Source organism: Actinoplanes sp. NBRC 101535 (assembly GCF_030269225.1).
Taxonomy (GTDB): Bacteria; Actinomycetota; Actinomycetes; order Mycobacteriales; family Micromonosporaceae; genus Actinoplanes; species Actinoplanes rectilineatus.
The window spans coordinates 245,197-261,232 of the sequence record NZ_BSSY01000012.1; the positions used below are offsets into that span (position 1 = coordinate 245,197).

The 16,036-nt window shown below is 70.5% G+C and carries 10 protein-coding genes; 7 read left to right on the plus strand and 3 right to left on the minus strand.

Annotation, left to right across the window (positions count from 1 at the left end; all coding sequences use genetic code 11):
• Positions 1-18: 18 nt before the first annotated feature.
• Positions 19-1,590 (plus strand): GGDEF domain-containing protein, encoded by a 1,572-nt coding sequence (locus QSK32_RS30150; RefSeq protein ID WP_045747077.1) that lies wholly within the window; start codon positions 19-21, stop codon positions 1,588-1,590.
• A gap of 35 nt (positions 1,591-1,625) precedes the next feature.
• On the opposite strand, the gene QSK32_RS30155 is transcribed toward QSK32_RS30150, so the two are convergent.
• Both QSK32_RS30155 and QSK32_RS30160 read right to left on the minus strand, forming a co-directional pair.
• Positions 1,626-2,141 carry a mycothiol transferase gene (locus QSK32_RS30155; protein ID WP_045747078.1) on the minus strand — a complete coding sequence of 172 codons (516 nt, stop codon included), beginning with the start codon at positions 2,139-2,141 and terminating at the stop codon, positions 1,626-1,628.
• 412 nt (positions 2,142-2,553) lie between these two features.
• On the minus strand, positions 2,554-2,970 hold the full coding sequence (locus tag QSK32_RS30160; protein ID WP_045747079.1) for a hypothetical protein: 417 nt from the start codon (positions 2,968-2,970) through the stop codon (positions 2,554-2,556).
• A gap of 454 nt (positions 2,971-3,424) precedes the next feature.
• On the opposite strand from QSK32_RS30160, the gene QSK32_RS30165 reads away from it, so the two are divergent.
• From QSK32_RS30165 to yidC, 4 genes are all read left to right on the plus strand, one after another.
• Positions 3,425-8,065, plus strand: coding sequence for a type I polyketide synthase (locus QSK32_RS30165; protein ID WP_285473821.1), 4,641 nt, complete (start codon positions 3,425-3,427; stop codon positions 8,063-8,065).
• A gap of 16 nt (positions 8,066-8,081) precedes the next feature.
• Positions 8,082-10,316, plus strand: coding sequence for an MMPL family transporter (locus tag QSK32_RS30170; protein ID WP_045747081.1), 2,235 nt, complete (start codon positions 8,082-8,084; stop codon positions 10,314-10,316).
• A gap of 27 nt (positions 10,317-10,343) precedes the next feature.
• A complete protein-coding gene (locus tag QSK32_RS30175) occupies positions 10,344-10,619 on the plus strand; it encodes a DUF6412 domain-containing protein (protein WP_045747082.1) in 276 nt (91 codons plus the stop codon).
• Positions 10,620-10,687: 68 nt separating this feature from the next.
• Positions 10,688-11,554, plus strand: coding sequence for a membrane protein insertase YidC (gene yidC, locus QSK32_RS30180; RefSeq protein ID WP_285473822.1), 867 nt, complete (start codon positions 10,688-10,690; stop codon positions 11,552-11,554).
• 1,346 nt (positions 11,555-12,900) lie between these two features.
• On the opposite strand, the gene QSK32_RS30185 is transcribed toward yidC, so the two are convergent.
• On the minus strand, positions 12,901-13,593 hold the full coding sequence (locus QSK32_RS30185; RefSeq protein ID WP_285473823.1) for a TetR/AcrR family transcriptional regulator: 693 nt from the start codon (positions 13,591-13,593) through the stop codon (positions 12,901-12,903).
• A 66-nt stretch (positions 13,594-13,659) separates the two neighbouring features.
• Between QSK32_RS30185 and QSK32_RS30190 the strand changes: the two genes are divergently transcribed.
• Positions 13,660-15,078 (plus strand): MFS transporter, encoded by a 1,419-nt coding sequence (locus tag QSK32_RS30190; RefSeq protein ID WP_045747084.1) that lies wholly within the window; start codon positions 13,660-13,662, stop codon positions 15,076-15,078.
• On the plus strand, positions 15,075-16,022 hold the full coding sequence (locus QSK32_RS30195) for a magnesium transporter CorA family protein (protein WP_045747085.1): 948 nt from the start codon (positions 15,075-15,077) through the stop codon (positions 16,020-16,022). Before QSK32_RS30190 ends, QSK32_RS30195 begins: the two co-directional genes overlap by 4 nt.
• Positions 16,023-16,036 lie beyond the last annotated feature (14 nt).

The following is a 16,036-nucleotide window of genomic DNA, read 5'->3' on the forward strand; positions in this document are numbered from 1 at the left end:
ACAGGAAGTAGAGGGACAGTGACGACCGAGACGGCGACCTGTATCCCCACCGAGCGGCATCTCGAGCTGGGCGCCCTCGAGGCGGCCGTGGCCGAACTCGAATCCCGCCCGATGTCGCAATTCCGCACGGTGCGTTCCCCGGCCGCCGATCTGAGACGCCGGGCCGACGAGCTCGGCGCGGAGGAACTGTCCCAGCGGACCGTGCTGCTGCTCGCCGGCGTGCTGCTGCGCGAGGGCCGTACCGGCGAGGGTGGTCAGCTCGCCCACCAGGTGCGGGCCTGGGCGGAGAGCAACAACGCGTCGTTCCTGCTGGCCCGGGCGCACCGGACGCTCTCCCTCTTCTTCCACCAGGTCGGCGACTTCTCCGACGCGCTCACCCACGCGCTGCAGTCGGTGGCGCTGCTCGACGAGGACGTGCCGCCCGGGATCCGGGCCCGGCACCTGCTCACCCTGTCGGTGGCCCTGGAGGACAGCGGCTCGCCGATGGACGGGGAGCGCCGGGCCCGCGAGGCGCTCATGCTGGCCGCCGACGCCCGGGACCACGAGACGATGATCCTGGTGCTGAACAATCTGGCGTACAGCGCGTACCAGTTGCGCGACGCGTCGTCGGCCCGGGCGCTGGTCGAGCAGATGCGCGAGATCCAGGCGCGGACCGGTCAGCGGTTCAGTGCCAACGAGTGCGACACCCTGGCCCGGGTGGAGATGCTCGGTGGGCGGTACGCCGAGGTCGAGGAGCTGCTCATCCCGGTGCTCGACGAGCGGGTGGTGGCCAACGAGGGTGACGCGGTGGCCGAGTGCCTGCTCACGCTCGCCGAGGCCCGCCGCCGGGACGGCCGGTACGGCGCGGCTCAGGAGGCGCTGGACGCGGCCGGCCGGCTCTGTTCGGACCGGGAGCTCGCCGCGATCGGCGCCCGGGTCCGGGAGGAGCAGGCCGCCCTGTTCGCGGCGACCGGGCGGTTCGCGGAGGCGTACGAGGAACACCGCGCCTTCTCCGCCGCGTCCGCAGCCCTGTACTCGGTGCAGCGGGAGGCTCGGGCCCGCGCGTTGCAGGCCGTCTTCGAGGCGAACGAGGCGCGGCGTGCCAGCGAGCACTTCCGCGAGATGGCCCACCGGGACGCGCTCACCGGCCTGCACAACCGCCGGTACGCCAACGAACGCGTCCCGGACCTGCTGGCGGAGGCGACCTCGTGCCGCCGGGCGCTGTCCCTGGCGATCATCGACCTGGACCACTTCAAGCGGATCAACGACACGCTCTCGCACGCGACCGGTGACACGGTGCTGCAGAACGTGGCCGAACTGCTGGTCGAGGCGGCCGGCCCGGGGATCGCGGCCCGGATGGGCGGTGAGGAGTTCCTGCTGGTGTTCCCGGGGGTGGACGCGGAGGAGGCGTCGTTGCGCTGCGAGCGTCTGCGCCTGCGGATCCGGGCACACGGCTGGGAGCCGATCACCGGCCCGCTGCACGTCACCACCAGCATCGGGGTGACCACCACGACCGACGGGCGGATCACGTTCTCCGCGCTGCTCTCGCAGGCCGACCAGAACCTGTACGCCGCGAAGCGCAGCGGCCGGGACCGGGTGGTCGCCGGCTAGCCGGCGACCGTCCTCGCCCACCGGCCGGCCGGCCGTCAACCGTCCTCGCCCACCGGTCCGCCGGCCAGTTCGGCCACCACGTCGAGGTGGCCGACGTGCCGGGCGTACTCCTGGACCAGGTGGAACAGGATCCGTTCCAGGGTGGCGGGTTCGTTGCCGTCCCAGCGCGGGCCGGGTGCGCCGGTCGCCGCCAGGTCGCCGGTGGCGATGACCGCCGAGGTGTACGCGCCCTGTTCGCGGAGTCGTCCGGCGAGGACGTCGAGGGTCTCGCCGGGTTCGACGTGCCAGCGGTCGTCGCGGCGGTCGCCCCACGGTTCGTGGTCGCGGCGGCCCTCGAAGCCCCAGGCGATCCAGCGGAGTTCCACGTACCGCAGGTGCTTGACCAGCTCCAGCGGTGTCCAGCCGGAGGGCAGGCGGCTGGTGTGCAACTCGGCCTCCGGCAGCGCGGACACCTTGGCCAGCAGCACCGCGCGGAAGTAGTCGAGATAGCGGGCGAAGACCTCGCCCCGTCCGTCGGCCGGCGTGGTGGCCGCCGGGAAATCGATCGTCATGCCGTGCAGTATCCGATCCGTGCCCGGTTCTTGATCCGGTGATGCGGAATTCTCAAGATCAGGATTTGCGGCATTCGTCATGCTTGCAGCTTTTCGGAACTGTTAATAGTACGTATCCGAAAAGTTGCTTTTCCTCGGTCGAGTCTGTCGCCATTCATGATCGACAAGGCTGTGCTGATCTTCATTTGCCGAGGATATGCGCGGATTGTGGGGATCCGGGGGCTCCGCGGCGAGCAACCGCGAAATGCGCCGGGCGTGAAGTGCGGGGCCATGGTGTGGCGTGTGTCACAAGGGGAATCGGTCTTCGGGAGTGAAAACCGTCGTTCTCACATGCTGGTGACTCGGCCCCGATTCGCTGAACGGGTCGGCGGTCGGCCAGGTGCTGACCCTGGCCGACCGCTGCTGTGATCCGTCAGCCGATGCCGATGTTGTTGTGTGCGCTCACCGGGGCGAACCGGCGGTTGCCCTCGAAGATCGCGTCGTACCCGTTGACCAGCAGGTTCAGGGTCGAGACCGGCGGCGGGATCGGGCCGTTGCGGCAGGCCGCGTAGCCGTTGAAGTCCGTCGTGGCCTCGCAGAGCAGCCAGCGCTCACCGGTGGTGGCGAACTGCACCGGAAGGCCGGCGACCGGACGTCCGTCGTAGGTGAAGAACCGCGCCCTGAGGTCCAGGGTCTCGCGGGCGATGATGTCCATCGTTCCGTAGTACGCCGTGGCGTTGAGCCGGATCGGACGCACCTCGGGTGCCGCTTGTGCGGGCGTGGGAGCGGCGGTGACAACGGCGGCCGTCGCCAATGCGGCGGCGAGCCCCCGCTTGGTGGTGTGCTTCATGGGGCATGAAGCTAGGCGATGTGGTGGTTTTTCCGCATATCAACACACCCAGGAGTGGGATAATGCCCCTATTTGGGGGACATTGCACGGAGTGTCGTTGTTCCGTTAGAGGTAGCGGGGGCACGACAGGTCCAACGCGCGACCAGCCCCCGGGGAGCGTGCCCGAACGTGCCGTCCTCATGAACGTGATCAATTCTCGGAAAGGGGAGAATGGGACTACTGTCCGAGCATTGCGAAACGATGGGTGACTTCTGGAATGGACACCCCCGGGTGATCTCCACTGGTACGATCGCCGCGCCGACGACGAGTGGTTACAGATTTGCCCGGCAAAGCTGCCGTAGAGTCCCTGAAAACGTCCAGGCGTACGTTAGCCTCTGGTCGGAAAGCCATCTGCTGAGCTTTCGCGGCCTCTTTCCGGTCGCGCCGTCCAGGCTCGCAACCATGAGGAACAGCATTGGATATTGCGATTGTCGGTCTGTCGTGCCGTTTTCCGGGCGCGCGCGACGTGGTCGAGTTCTGGGAGAACTCGCTGACCGCCGAACATAAATTCAAGCCCGTACCTTCCAGCAGGTGGAATCACGCTTCCTTCCACTCCGCAGATTTTCGGGACACCTATTCGACATACACCGACAAGGTCGCGTTCATCGATGGGGCCGAGGAATTCGCGGCCCTGCACTACCGCATTCCGCCCCGGCGGGCCAAAGCCATGGACCCGCAGCACCGGCTGCTCATCGACCTGGCCCGGGAGGCCGTGCAGGACGCCGGCTGGGAGCGGGTCGAGTTCGACCGGGCCCGCACCGGCGTCTTCGTCGGCATCGGCGGCTCCGACTACCGGGAGCTCGCGGGCACCCGGCTGCTCGCGACGATGCTCGCCGACGGGTCGATCGGCAACCACGCCCGGAACCCCGAGTTCCTGGAGGCCCTCGCCGACGCGGCCGCCGAAGCCCTCGACCCGCCGCAGTCCTTCTCGATGGCCGGCATGCTCAACAACATGGCGCCCTGCGCCGTCGCCGAGACGCTCGACCTGGGCGGACCCGCCTTCGCGGTCGACGCGGCCTGCTCGTCGTCGCTGATCGCCCTGCACGAAGCGGTCAACCACCTGCGGTCCGGCTCGGTCAGCGCCGCCCTGGTCGGCGGGGTCTTCGTCAACATGACCCCGAACGCCATGGTCGGCTTCTCCCGGGTCGGGGCACTGTCGCCGACCGGCGTCTGCCGGCCCTTCGACACCCGCGCGGACGGCTTCGTGCTCGGCGAGGGCGGCTCCATCGCCGTGCTCCGGCCGCTGACCGACGCCGTCGCCGCCGGTGACCGGATCTACGCGGTGCTCAACGGGATCGGCACCGCGAACGACGGCAAGGGCGGCGGCCCGATGACCCCGCGCCCCGAGGGCCAGGAGGCGGCCATGCTCGCCGCCTACCGGGACGCCGGCGTGTCACCCGGCGCGATCGACTTCCTCGAGGCGCACGGCACCGGAACCACGGTCGGCGACCGGGTCGAACTCGAGGCACTGCGCCGGCTGCGCGCCACCGCCGGGGAGTCGCGTCCCTGCTACCTCTCCTCCGGCAAGGCGACCATCGGGCACACGCTGCCGGCCGCCGGCGCCGCGGGCGTCCTGCGCGCCACGCTGGCCCTGCACCACCGGCTGGTCCCGCCGCAGCCCGCGCTGGACCGCAACACCGAACTCCCGATCGAGGAGGCCGGCCTGCGGATCACCACCGAACCCCGGGAGTGGCCGGACGTCGCCGACGACCGCCGCCGCGCGGCCGTCAGCTCGTTCGGATTCGGTGGCACCAACGTGCACGCGGTCTTCAGCGAGGCCCCGGAGCCGCGACCGGCCCGCGGCGGCGCCGGCAACAACCGCGACCGGCCCTGGCTCGTCCTCATCTCCGCGGGCAACCCGGAGCAACTCGGCGCGTACGCCGAAAGGCTCTCCGCCCTGGTCGCGGCCGACCCGGCGATGGACCCGGCCGCCGTGGCCCGGACCACCGCCAGCCGCAGCCTGCTCCCGTCCCGCCTGGCGGTGATGTGCCGCACCCGCGACGAACTCGCCGAACGTCTCGCCGCGGCGGCCCGCTCGCTGGCCGCCGGTGAACTGGGCCGGCTGGCCCCCGGTGTGTACGCCGGTGCCGGCCCGCTGGCACCCGACGAGCGCAAGCTCGGCTTCCTCTATCCGGGTCAGGGCTCGCTGCGCCCCGGCGTGCTGCGCGACCTGGTGGCCCGGTTCCCGTCGATGGCCCGGCACGTCCGGCCGCTCGGCGACCTGGTCGACCAGCGCACCGGCACGGCCGTCACCGAACTGCTCTGCTCCGAACCCGGGCCGGGCGACGAGTCGGCGGTCAGCGCCACCCGGATCTGCCAGCCCGGCCTGGGCGTGGCGGGCATCGGCATGACCCAGCTGCTCGCCGACTGCGGCGTCCTGCCGGACGTCACGCTCGGCCACAGCGTCGGCGAACTCGTCGCGGCGGTCGCGGCCGGCGCGCTCAAGGCTCGCGACGGCATCGAGTTCCTGGTCGACCGGGGCGCCGCGGTCACCGCGGGGGAGGAGCCGCCACCCGGCACGATGGCGGCCGTCCGGATCGACCCGGCCGGCTTCGAGGAGTTGCGGACCGGCATCGACGGGGTGTGGGCCGCCTGCCACAACCACCCGTCGCAGACCGTCGCCAGCGGCCACCGGTCCGCGGTCGACATCCTGCTGGAACGCTGCAAGGACCGGGGCGTGTCGGCGGTCCCGCTGAGCGTCTCGCACGCCTTCCACTCGCCGCTGCTCGCCGAGGTGGACACCCGGGTCACCACGCACGCCGCGCACATGCCGGTCCGCACCCCGGAACGCACCTTCGTCTCCAGCGTCGACCCGGCCGCGACCACCGACCCGGACACGTTGCGCGACCTGTGGGGCCGGCAGGGCTCCTCGCCGGTGCTGTTCACCGACGCCGTGGACGCCGCCGTCGAAGCCGGCGCCCGCATCCTGGTGCAGGTCAGCGCCGGTGACGCGCTGCTCGGCATGGCCGCCCTGACACCCTCGTCGGCCGGACTCGACCGGATCGCGCTGATGCCGGCCGAGCCCGACGACGGGTACGCCCTGCTCGAAGGCCTGGGACGGCTCGCCGTCGCGGGCGTGCCGGTGGACCTGACACCACTGTTCGCGGGTCTGCGCGTACCCCTGCTGACCCTGCCGCCCTTCCCCCTGGCCACCCAGACCTACTCGATCCGCCGGACCACCCGCAAGGGCGCCCCGCGCCCGGCGTCCGCCCGGCCCGCGCGAGTCGCGCGGACCGAGTCCCGCCAGCCGGAGCGCGCCACGCGCCCGGCAGCCGATCGGAACGGAGATTCCACACCAGTGAACGACGTCATCCTTCTCATGCGGGAGCAACTCGCGGTGCTGCGGGGCCTCGGCGCCGAGCCGATGGAGCTGACCGCCGGTGCCGAGCCCGCGCGGGAGGTGCCGACCGTCGTGCCGGTGCGCCCCGAGCCGGAGACTCCGGCCGCCGCGCCGGTCGCCGGCCGCGGCACAGTGCCCACGCAGAAGACCTCACCGGTCGACGCCGAGCAGATCGTCACCGAGATCGGCGTCATGATCGGCAAGATCAGCGCGTTCCCGGCCGACATGGTGCGCGCCGAGAGCACCTTCGCCGGTGACCTCGGCTTCGACTCGATCATGACGGCCGAGCTGGCCGCCGCCCTCAAACGCCAGTGGCCGCACGTGCCGCTCGGCCCGGAAGAGGTCTTCGGCGTCACCACCGTCGGCGAACTGGCCCAGGTGCTGGCCGGCGCGCTGGGCGGCGGCACGCAGCGGGCGCTCCCGGCTCCGGCACCGGTGCCGGCACCGGTCCGCCTGGAGGCGCCGGCCCGTCCCCGGGTACGCCACGAAGAGGTCGCCGACGTCGCGAAGCTGCCCGAGGTGGTGGAGTTCGAGCGCCGCGGCACCATGCTCGAGCGGGTCGGCGTCGACAACCCGTACTTCCTGGTCCACGACGCGCTGATCGGTGCGCGTACCCAGGTCGAGGGGCGTCAGCTGATCTCCTTCTCCAGCTACAACTACCTCGGTCTGACCGGGCACCCGATGGTTGCGTACGCGGTGAAGGAAGCCGTGGAACGCTACGGCTCGTCCGTCTCCGCGGCCCGCATCCTCTCCGGCAACCGGGGCCTGCACGACGAACTGGACCGCGCACTGGCCGGCCTGGTCGGCGCCGAGGACGCGATCACCCTGGTCGGCGGCCACTCCACCAACGTCGGCGTGATCGGGCACATGGTCGGCCCGGAGGACGTGATCCTGCACGACGCCCTCGCCCACGACAGCATCCTGCAGGGCTGCCGCCTCTCCGGCGCCAGCCGCCAGCCGTTCCCGCACCAGGACCTCGAAGCCCTGGACACCCTGCTGAGCCAGATCCGCGACCGGTACCGCCGGGTGCTGATCGTGGTCGAGGGCGTCTACAGCATGGACGGCGACATCTGCGACCTGCCCGCCCTGATCGCGCTGAAGAAGAAGTACGGCGCGCTGCTGATGATCGACGAGGCGCACAGCATCGGCGTCCTCGGTGCGCACGGCGGCGGCGTCGGCGAGCACTTCGGCATCGACCGCAACGACGTCGACATCTGGATGGGCACCCTGTCCAAGTCGCTCGCCAGCTGCGGCGGTTACATCGCCGGCCGCCACGAGCTCATCGAATACCTGCGGTACACGCTCCCGGGATTCATCTTCAGCGCCGGCATGAGCCCGGCGAACGCGGCAGCCGCCCTGGCCGCGATCCACATCATCCGGGAGGAGCCGCAGCGCCTCGCCGCACTGCACGCCAACTCGGCGATGTTCCTGCGCCTGGCGCGCGAGGCGGGGGTGGACGTCGGCACCAGTTCCGGGACTCCGGTCGTCCCATGCATCACCGGTGACTCCATCAAGGCGTTGAGGCTTTCGGACACGCTGCTCAAGAACGGGGTCAGCGTGAACCCGATCCTCTACCCGGCGGTCAAGGAGTCGCTGGCCCGACTGCGGTTCTTCATCACCGCCGAACACACCGCCCAGGACATCGAGACCACCGTGGACCTGCTGGCCCGCCACCTCGACCCGGCGGGTTCGGTACCCGTACCCCAACCGGTCTGAGCAGATTGCGCCCGTCATGACCTCTGTGAAAGAACCCCCGGCCCGGGCCGGTGACCGCGCGGTCACCGGCCCGGGACCGGGGGCGGTAGTCCGGTTCGTCGCCCGCCGGCCCAAGTTCGTGCTCCTCGTCGCCCTGCTGCTGGCCGTCCTCGCGGGCATCAGCGGGGCCGGCGTGGTGGGCGCGCTCAAGACCGGCGGATTCGACGACCCGAGCTCCGAATCGGTACACGCCCGCGAGCTCCTCGGTGAGCACTTCCGCACCGCCGACCCGAATCTCGTCGTCATGATCGAGAAGCCGGGCGGCAGTGTGGACGACGCGGACACGCGTGCCGTGGCACAGGAGGTCACCGGGCGCCTGAGCACCACGACGGGGGTGACGGTCGCCGGCTCGTACTGGGTGCAGGGCCTGCCGCAGCTCGCCAGCCGCGACAGACACGAGGGCATCATCCTCGTGCACGTCGACGGCGACGAGACCGAGAGCGCCAAGGTGGTCGCCGGACTGCACGACGACCTGGCCCGCGACGACGGCGCGGTCCAGGTCCGGTTCGGCGGCTTCACCCAGATCATCAACGACATCAACGAACAGGTGACCGAGGACCTGGCCCGGGCCGAGGGGATCGCGGTCCCGATCACCCTGCTCCTGTTGCTGCTGGTCTTCGGCACGGTGTGGGCGGCCGGCGCGCCCCTGCTGATCGGGATCTTCTCGATCCTGATGACGCTGGGCACGCTGCGGCTGCTCGGCGCGGTCACCGACGTGTCGGTGTTCGCCGTGAACATGGCCACCGCGCTGGGCCTCGGCCTGGCCGTCGACTACAGCCTGCTGTTCGTCTCCCGGTACCGCGAACAGCGCGGCCACGACGGCGACGTGGTGACGGCCCTCGCCGCGACCATGCGGACAGCCGGCCGCACCATCCTGTACAGCGCCGCCACCGTGGCCGTCGCACTGTGCAGCCTGCTCGTCTTCCCGCAGTACTTCCTGCGGTCGTTCGCGTACGCCGGAATCGCCGTCGTGGTCGCCACGGTGCTCGCCGCGATGCTGGTGCTGCCGGCCATGCTGGTGCTGCTCGGCGACCGCATCGAGAAGTGGCCGCTGTGGCGCCGCCGCCCCGCGGTCACCGGCAACGCCCCGTTCTGGGGCCGGATCGCCGCGTTCGTGCTGCGCCGCCCGGTGCTGACCGCGGTGCCCCTGATCGGCCTGCTGCTGGTGCTCGGACTGCCCTTCACCCACGTCCAGTTCGGCATCGCCGACGACCGGGTGCTACCCCGGGACGCGGAGAGCCGGGTCGTCGCGGACACCATGCGGGAACAGTTCGCCGACACCGGCAACGGCGCCACCGTGCTCGTCGCCCCGGCCTGGGGCACCGGCGAGGACGCGGTGGACCGGGCGGTCGCGTACGCCACCGACCTCTCCGAGGTCCCCCACGTGACCCGGGTCGACACGCTCGCCGGGTCCTTCGCCGAGGGCACCGCGCTGTCCCGGCCGGCGAACGTCCGGGCCGGCTTCATCTCCGGCGACACGGTCTGGTTCTCGGTGCTCAGCGACGTCGAACCGTTCTCGTCCGACGGCGCCGACCTGGCCCGCGCCATCCGCGCCACACCGGTGCCGGACGGCGTCCGGGTGCTGGTGACCGGTCAGGCCGCCCAGCTCGTAGACATCACCTCGTCGATCGGCGGCCGCCTGCCACTGGCCGCCGGCCTGATCGCCGGCACCACGTTCATCCTGCTGTTCCTGCTGACCGGAAGCGTCCTGCTGCCGATCAAGGCGCTGATCCTGAACATGCTGACCATGGTCGCGGTGTTCGGCGTCGCGGTCTGGGTCTTCCAGGACGGCCACCTGTCCGGCATCCTCGGGCACACCGGCGCACCGTTGGCGGTGGCGATCCCGGTGCTGCTCTTCTGCGTGGCGTTCGGCCTGTCGATGGACTACGAGGTCTTCGTGCTCTCCCGGGTCCTGGAACGGCACGGCCAGGGCGCCGACCTGTCCACCTCGGTGATCGACGGCCTGTCGCACAGCGGCCGGGTGATCAGCGCCGCAGCCGGCATCCTGTCGGTGTCGTTCCTGGCGATGCTCTCGTCCGGAGTGTCGATCATCCAGTTCTTCGGACTGTGCGCCGCCCTCTCGATCATTCTGGACGCGCTGTTCGTCCGCCCCGTCCTGGTTCCGGCATTCATGCGCCTCGCCGGACGGTGGAACTGGTGGGCACCCCGGCCCCTGCGGGCCGTGCACGCCAGGTTCGGCCTGCGTGAGTAGTGGCCGGCGGGTGCTACCGTTCGCGTCATGCTGTGGCTGGACACGATCTGGTACTTGGTCAGTGCGCTGACCGAGTCCGGTCCGTCCGGCCTCGCCACCGGCGCCATGGCCGGTGTGCTGCTGATCGCGGCCCTGGCCGCCCCGCTGCTGCTGCACGGCATCGCCGTCGACCAGACGTCACTGAACGGCCGCGCCCTGCGCGGCCGTGCCGAACGCACCGGTGTGCCACGCCACCGTGACCCCGACGCCCCGGGCCGCACCCGCCCGAGAGGACCCACCCGGTTGCCGTCGGCAGCCGTCTGATCGATCCGACACGGCTGCCGGCGTCCCCCCGCCGCCAGTGATCTCCTCAGCCTCTCAAGGGGTTAGCCGTGTCCGTTTTCAGCGATCTCATGTCCCCGGTCTACACCGGGATCTCCGCCCTTCTGCTCTTCTGGCATGCCGTCTGGGACCGTGTCCTCGGCGGCGCGCACAGCCTGTCCACCGACTGGGCCTGGGTCCTCGGCATCGTCTTCCTGGTCCTCACCGTCCGGGTCGCGCTGCTGCCGATCTTCCTCCGGCAACTCCGCTCGCAGCGGGCCATGCAGCGCATCGCCCCCGAACTCAAAGCACTCCAGGCCAAGCACAAGGGCGACCGGGAGACCCTCGCGAAGGAGATGACCGCCCTCTACCAGCGGGAGAAGGTCAGCCCGTTCGGCAGCTTCGCCCCGATGCTCCTCCAGATCCCGATCTTCGTCGGTCTGCTGCACGTGCTGCGTCACCTCAACCCGCAGATCACCAGCGAGGCGTCGCGGACGCTCTACGGCTGGACGCTCACCCAGTTCCAGGAGGCGTCACACGCGGTCCTGCTCGGCGCGCCGATCGCCTCGACCTTCCACACCGGCACGGTGACCACAAAACTGGTCACCGGCGTACTGATCGCCGCGATGGTCGTCACCACCTTCCTGACGACCCGCATGTCGATGATGAAGAACGGTCCGGCGACCGACCCGCAACAGCGCACCATCCAGCGCGTGATGCTGTGGTTCATCCCGCTCTCACTGCTGACGTCGGGCGTGATCTTCCCGCTCGGCGTGGTCCTCTACTGGACCACACAGAACCTGTTCGCCCTGGGCCAGCAGGCGTGGCTGCACCGTCGCCCCGATCCGTCCGCGCCGGTCGCCGCCGTCGCCGAGCCGGTCGTGGCGCGTGCTGTCCCGTCCTCCAAGCCGAAGGTGGGCGCCAAGCCGCGCCGCTGATCAAAATCGGAAGATCGATGTCGTAGCGGGGTGGTGGGTACGGACCGTCGCTCCCGCCGAGGGCCCGGCGGTCTTCGCCGGCCGCTACGCGTCCGGAACGCTCAGGCCACCGGGCGACCTGCGTGAATGGTCGCGCCCGAACCCCAACCCCGAACACCCGCCCGCGCGGTCACGCCGAGGTGCGGGTGTTCCTACGGGCTCCGCCAAGCGGCGAGCCTCCCGCCGGTTAGCGCCGGTTAGCGCCGGTTAGCGCCGGTTCGCGGAGTTTAACGGCGGTTCGCGGCGGTTCGCGGCGGCAGGGGTCGCGGCGCGGAGCCCGTCGCCGCGAGCCTCAGTCGTCACGGTGCCGCCCCGCCGTCCCGCCGGTGCCGTGGCCGACGGCTCGGTCGACCGTGCGGGTTGACCGTGCGGGTTCGGGTTGACGGGTTCGGGTTGACCGTGCGGGGCGACGGCCGGGGCCGCCCGGCCATGTATCCGGCACGGCTAGACATGTTTCGTGGTCAGGGTGCGAAGCCCGTCCGCGTGGTGATTTCGGGCGCGCTGGACGCCCCAATTCACCACACCCCTGGTGGTGTGGTGATTACGGGCGCGCTGGACGCCCCAAATCACCACACCCCTGGCGGTGTGGTGAATTCGGGCGCGCTGGACGCCCGAAATCACCACGCTGTTGTGGGTGTGGCGAATTCGGGCGTGCTGAGCGCCCGAAATCACCACAGAGGCAGACCCTGACTGACTCATGAGGTGTCTAGCCCGGCCGTCGTCCATGGCTGATATGGGCGCGTCAGAGGGGCACGGTGGTGGGCCAGCCTGGCGTTGCTCGGCCGTCGTTCACGGTTGACGGAGCACGTCGTGGTGCCGTGATCGGCCATCGGGTTGCCCAGTCGTTGCCCACGGTCGATCCGCGGGCCGAATGCGATCGTGGTTGACGGCTGGGGGATGTCGGGCCGTTGGTGGGGGTTGTGTTTCGGTCTGTTGGGCAGCCGTGGTTGACGGCTCGGGTGGTTCGGCCGTCGGTGGTGGTTGGTTCGCGGGTCGTTTGCGACCGTGGGCGACGGCTGGAGACGTCGGGCCGTTGGTGAGGGCTGTTTTTCGTCTTGTTTACGACCGCCGGTGACGGCTGGGTCTTCGGCCGTCTCTCACGGTTCAGTTTTCGGGCCGGAGGCGGGTCTAGGAACACGGGCCGGAGGCTGGTCCACGAGTGCGGGCCGGAGGCTGGTCCAGGAGTACGGGCCGGAGGCTGGTCCACGGGTGCGGGCCGGAGGCTGGTCCAGGAGTACGGGCCGGAGGCTGGTCCACGGGTGCGGGCCGGAGGTGTTCGCCCTCCACCGCGGCGGACCTGCCGGGGATCAACGCGCGGCGGGGTGGTCCGGCTGCCGGCGTGCTCGGGCGGCGGCCGTGGCTTCGACTCCGGCCAGGAGCAGGTCGACGTTGAAGGTGAAGTAGCGCTCGACGTCCGGCTCGTCGCGGAACGTCGCCGCGTATTCGACCATCTTCGGGAAGCGGTCGGCCGGCAGGCATTCGAACATCAGGCGTTTCTGGCGGCGAAGCTCCGCGGCCTCCTCCGGTGACGTGCCCGGTCGCGGGCCGGGGTGCCCGGACACGAGGCCGATCACGCCGGTGAGCAGGTGCTGCGATACCCAGAAGGCTTCGCCCAGGGTGAAGCCCGCCTCGCTGAGCAGGGCGAGGCAGTCGTTCGTCGCGCGGGTGAAGTTCTCCGTGCGGGTCTTGTCGACCGCGTGCATCAGGTCGGGCAGGGCCGGGTGTCGGCGCATGACGTCGACCACGGTGTCGACGAGGGCGCGGAGCCGTTTCTGCCACGGGTCGCCGTCGGGGGCCTCGGAGCGTACGCCGCCGAGCAGGTGGTCGACCACGCCGAGGAGCAGCTCCTCCTTGTTCTTGAAGTGCCAGTAGAGGGCCATCGGGGTGACGCCGAGGTCTTTGGCGAGCCGCCGGATGGTGACCGCCTCCAGGCCTTCGTCGTCGGCGAGGCGGGCCGCGTGTTCGGCCACGGCGGCCTTACTGAGTCGATCACCGGTCACTTGACAACCATACAACGTACAGGTCTCATGTACGACGTACATGTACGGCGTACAGGGAGATGAGCGATGGAGAAGAACCGGCGGTGGTGGGCGCTCGTAGCGGTGGCGCTCGGCACCTTCATGACCTATCTCGACAACAACGTCGTCAACGTCGCGTTGCCGAGCATCCAGCGTGACCTGGGCCTGAGCATCTCCGGGCTGGAATGGATCACGAGCGCGTACATCCTGGTCTTCGCCGGTCTGCTGCTGGCCGGTGGACGCATCGCCGACGTGCTCGGCACCCGGATGACCTTCCTGGCCGGGCTGGCGGTCTTCACCGTCGCCTCGGTCGCGGCCGGCCTGGCGGGCACCCCGGAACTGCTGATCGGCGCCCGGGCGGTCCAGGGCATCGGCGCGGCCCTGCTCGCCCCGGCGTCGCTGGCGCTGCTGCGGGAACTGTTCCCGGACCCGAGGGAACGCGGCACCGCGATCGGTGTCTGGGGCGCGGTGGGTGCGCTCGCCCTGGCGGTCGGTCCGTTCGCCGGCGGGGTGCTCAGCGAGTACGTGTCCTGGGGCTGGATCTTCCTGATCAACCTGCCGATCGGGCTGGTGACGATCGTGCTCACGCTGGTCAGCGTGCCGTCGGACCAGCGTGCCGGGAGGGGCGGCCGACTGGACCCGGCCGGCCTCGCCGCCAGTTCGGTGACGCTGTTCGCTCTCACGTACGCGCTGATCGAGGGAGACGCGGAGGGCTGGACGTCGCCGCTCATCCTGGGGTCGTTCGGGGTCTCCGCGGCAGCGGCCGTGCTCTTCGTGCTGATCCAGAGGCGCAGCGCCGACCCGATGGTGGATCTGGCGTTCTTCCGTTCGCGGATGTTCACCGGTGGGTTGCTCGCGATGGGGCTGTGGGCCTTCGGCGTCTTCGGGATCTACTTCTACACCGCCATCTACCTGCAGAACGTGCTCGGTTTCACGCCGACCGGGGCGGGTGCGTCGTTCGTCCCGATGGCGCTGATCACCGCGGTCGGCGCGGTCCTGTCGCCCCGGCTGGCGGCGCGGTTCGGCGTGGCCCGGGTGACCGCTTTCGGTCTGGCGGTGATGGCGATCGCGATCGGCGGCATCGCGCAGTTCGGGGAGGGCACCACCTACGGCGACCTGTTGCCCTGGTTCGCGTTCTACGGTGTCGGCGGCGGTCTGCTCATCCCGCTCAGCAATGTCGTGATCGACGCGCTGCCCGCCGGCCGGGCCGGTATCGCGTCCGGCATCCTCAACGTCTCCCGCGAGGTGTTCGGCCTGCTCGGGGTGACCGTGCTCGGCGCGGTGCTGAGCAACCGGGCGGGTGCGGCGTCCGGCAGTGAGCTGCACCGCTACCTGGAGGGCTACCAGTTCGCGCTGGTGCTGGCCGCGATCCTGGTGGCGGTCGGTGTGCCGGTCAGCCTGTGGATGCTGCGGCGGTCACGGCCGTCGATCGAGGTTCCGGAGGCGAGTCCTAGTCTGGTGGGGTGACCACGAGGCTCTTCGACGGCGGCCGGGTGATCGCCGAGGATTTCCCGGCCGAGCAGGTCGCCGACCGTCTCCGGGAGCACCCGGGTGCGGTGGCCTGGCTCGACCTGTTCGACCCCGACGAGGCCGAGCTGTCGGCGGTGACCAGCGGGTTCGGTCTGCACCCGCTGGCCGTGGAGGACGCGGTCGACGACCACGAGCGTCCCAAGCTGGACGTCTACCCCGATCATCTGTTCCTCAACGTCTATGCGACCCGGTTCACTGACGGCCGGATCCGCAAGATCGAGATCAGCGCGTTCGTCCTGGACCGGGCGCTGATCACGGTGCACAAGTCGGCCGGCGACCTGGACGTGCTGACCGCCCGCTGGGACGCCGACACCGAGCTGGGCCGGGACGGCGGCGTCGCCTTCCTGGTCTACGGGCTGCTCGACACGGTGGTGGACAGCCAGCTCACGGTGGCCCGGTCGATCGACGCGGCGATCGACGGGATCGAGGAGGACATGCTGGCCGAGGGCGGTGCGCCACGGGCGGTGCGGCGGCATGCGTACGCGTTGCGCACCGCCCTCGCCGCCCTGCACCGCTCGGTCGCCCCGATGCCGGAGGTGCTGGCCGGCACGGAACGGACCGACCTGTTGGCGCCGTACTACCGGGACGTCGAGGACCATGCGCACCGCGCCCTGGAGGTGACCGGGCACGCCCGGAACCGGATCACCGAACTGCTCGACGCCGACCTCGCCGAGCAGGGCAATGTGCTCAACGACGTGACCCGCAAGCTCGCCGCCTGGGCCGCGATCATCACGGTGCCCACCGCGTTGACCGGCTACTTCGGTCAGAACGTGCCCTATCCGGGCTATGGGCAGTGGTGGGGATTCCTCCTCAGCGGCGCCCTGATCGTTCTCTCCGCAACCGTCCTGTACATCTATCTGAAACGACGCGGCTGGTTGTAACGTGCCCCCTTGAT

What these genes read in the sequence shown, in the direction of transcription:
- QSK32_RS30170 (WP_045747081.1), top strand. Translation starts at nt 8,082, where the DNA reads ATGACCTCTGTGAAAGAACCCCCGGCCCGGGCCGGTGACCGCGCGGTC.
- QSK32_RS30155 (WP_045747078.1), bottom strand. Translation starts at nt 2,141, where the DNA reads ATGACGATCGATTTCCCGGCGGCCACCACGCCGGCCGACGGACGGGGC.
- QSK32_RS30175 (WP_045747082.1), top strand. Translation starts at nt 10,344, where the DNA reads ATGCTGTGGCTGGACACGATCTGGTACTTGGTCAGTGCGCTGACCGAG.
- QSK32_RS30190 (WP_045747084.1), top strand. Translation starts at nt 13,660, where the DNA reads ATGGAGAAGAACCGGCGGTGGTGGGCGCTCGTAGCGGTGGCGCTCGGC.
- QSK32_RS30160 (WP_045747079.1), bottom strand. Translation starts at nt 2,970, where the DNA reads ATGAAGCACACCACCAAGCGGGGGCTCGCCGCCGCATTGGCGACGGCC.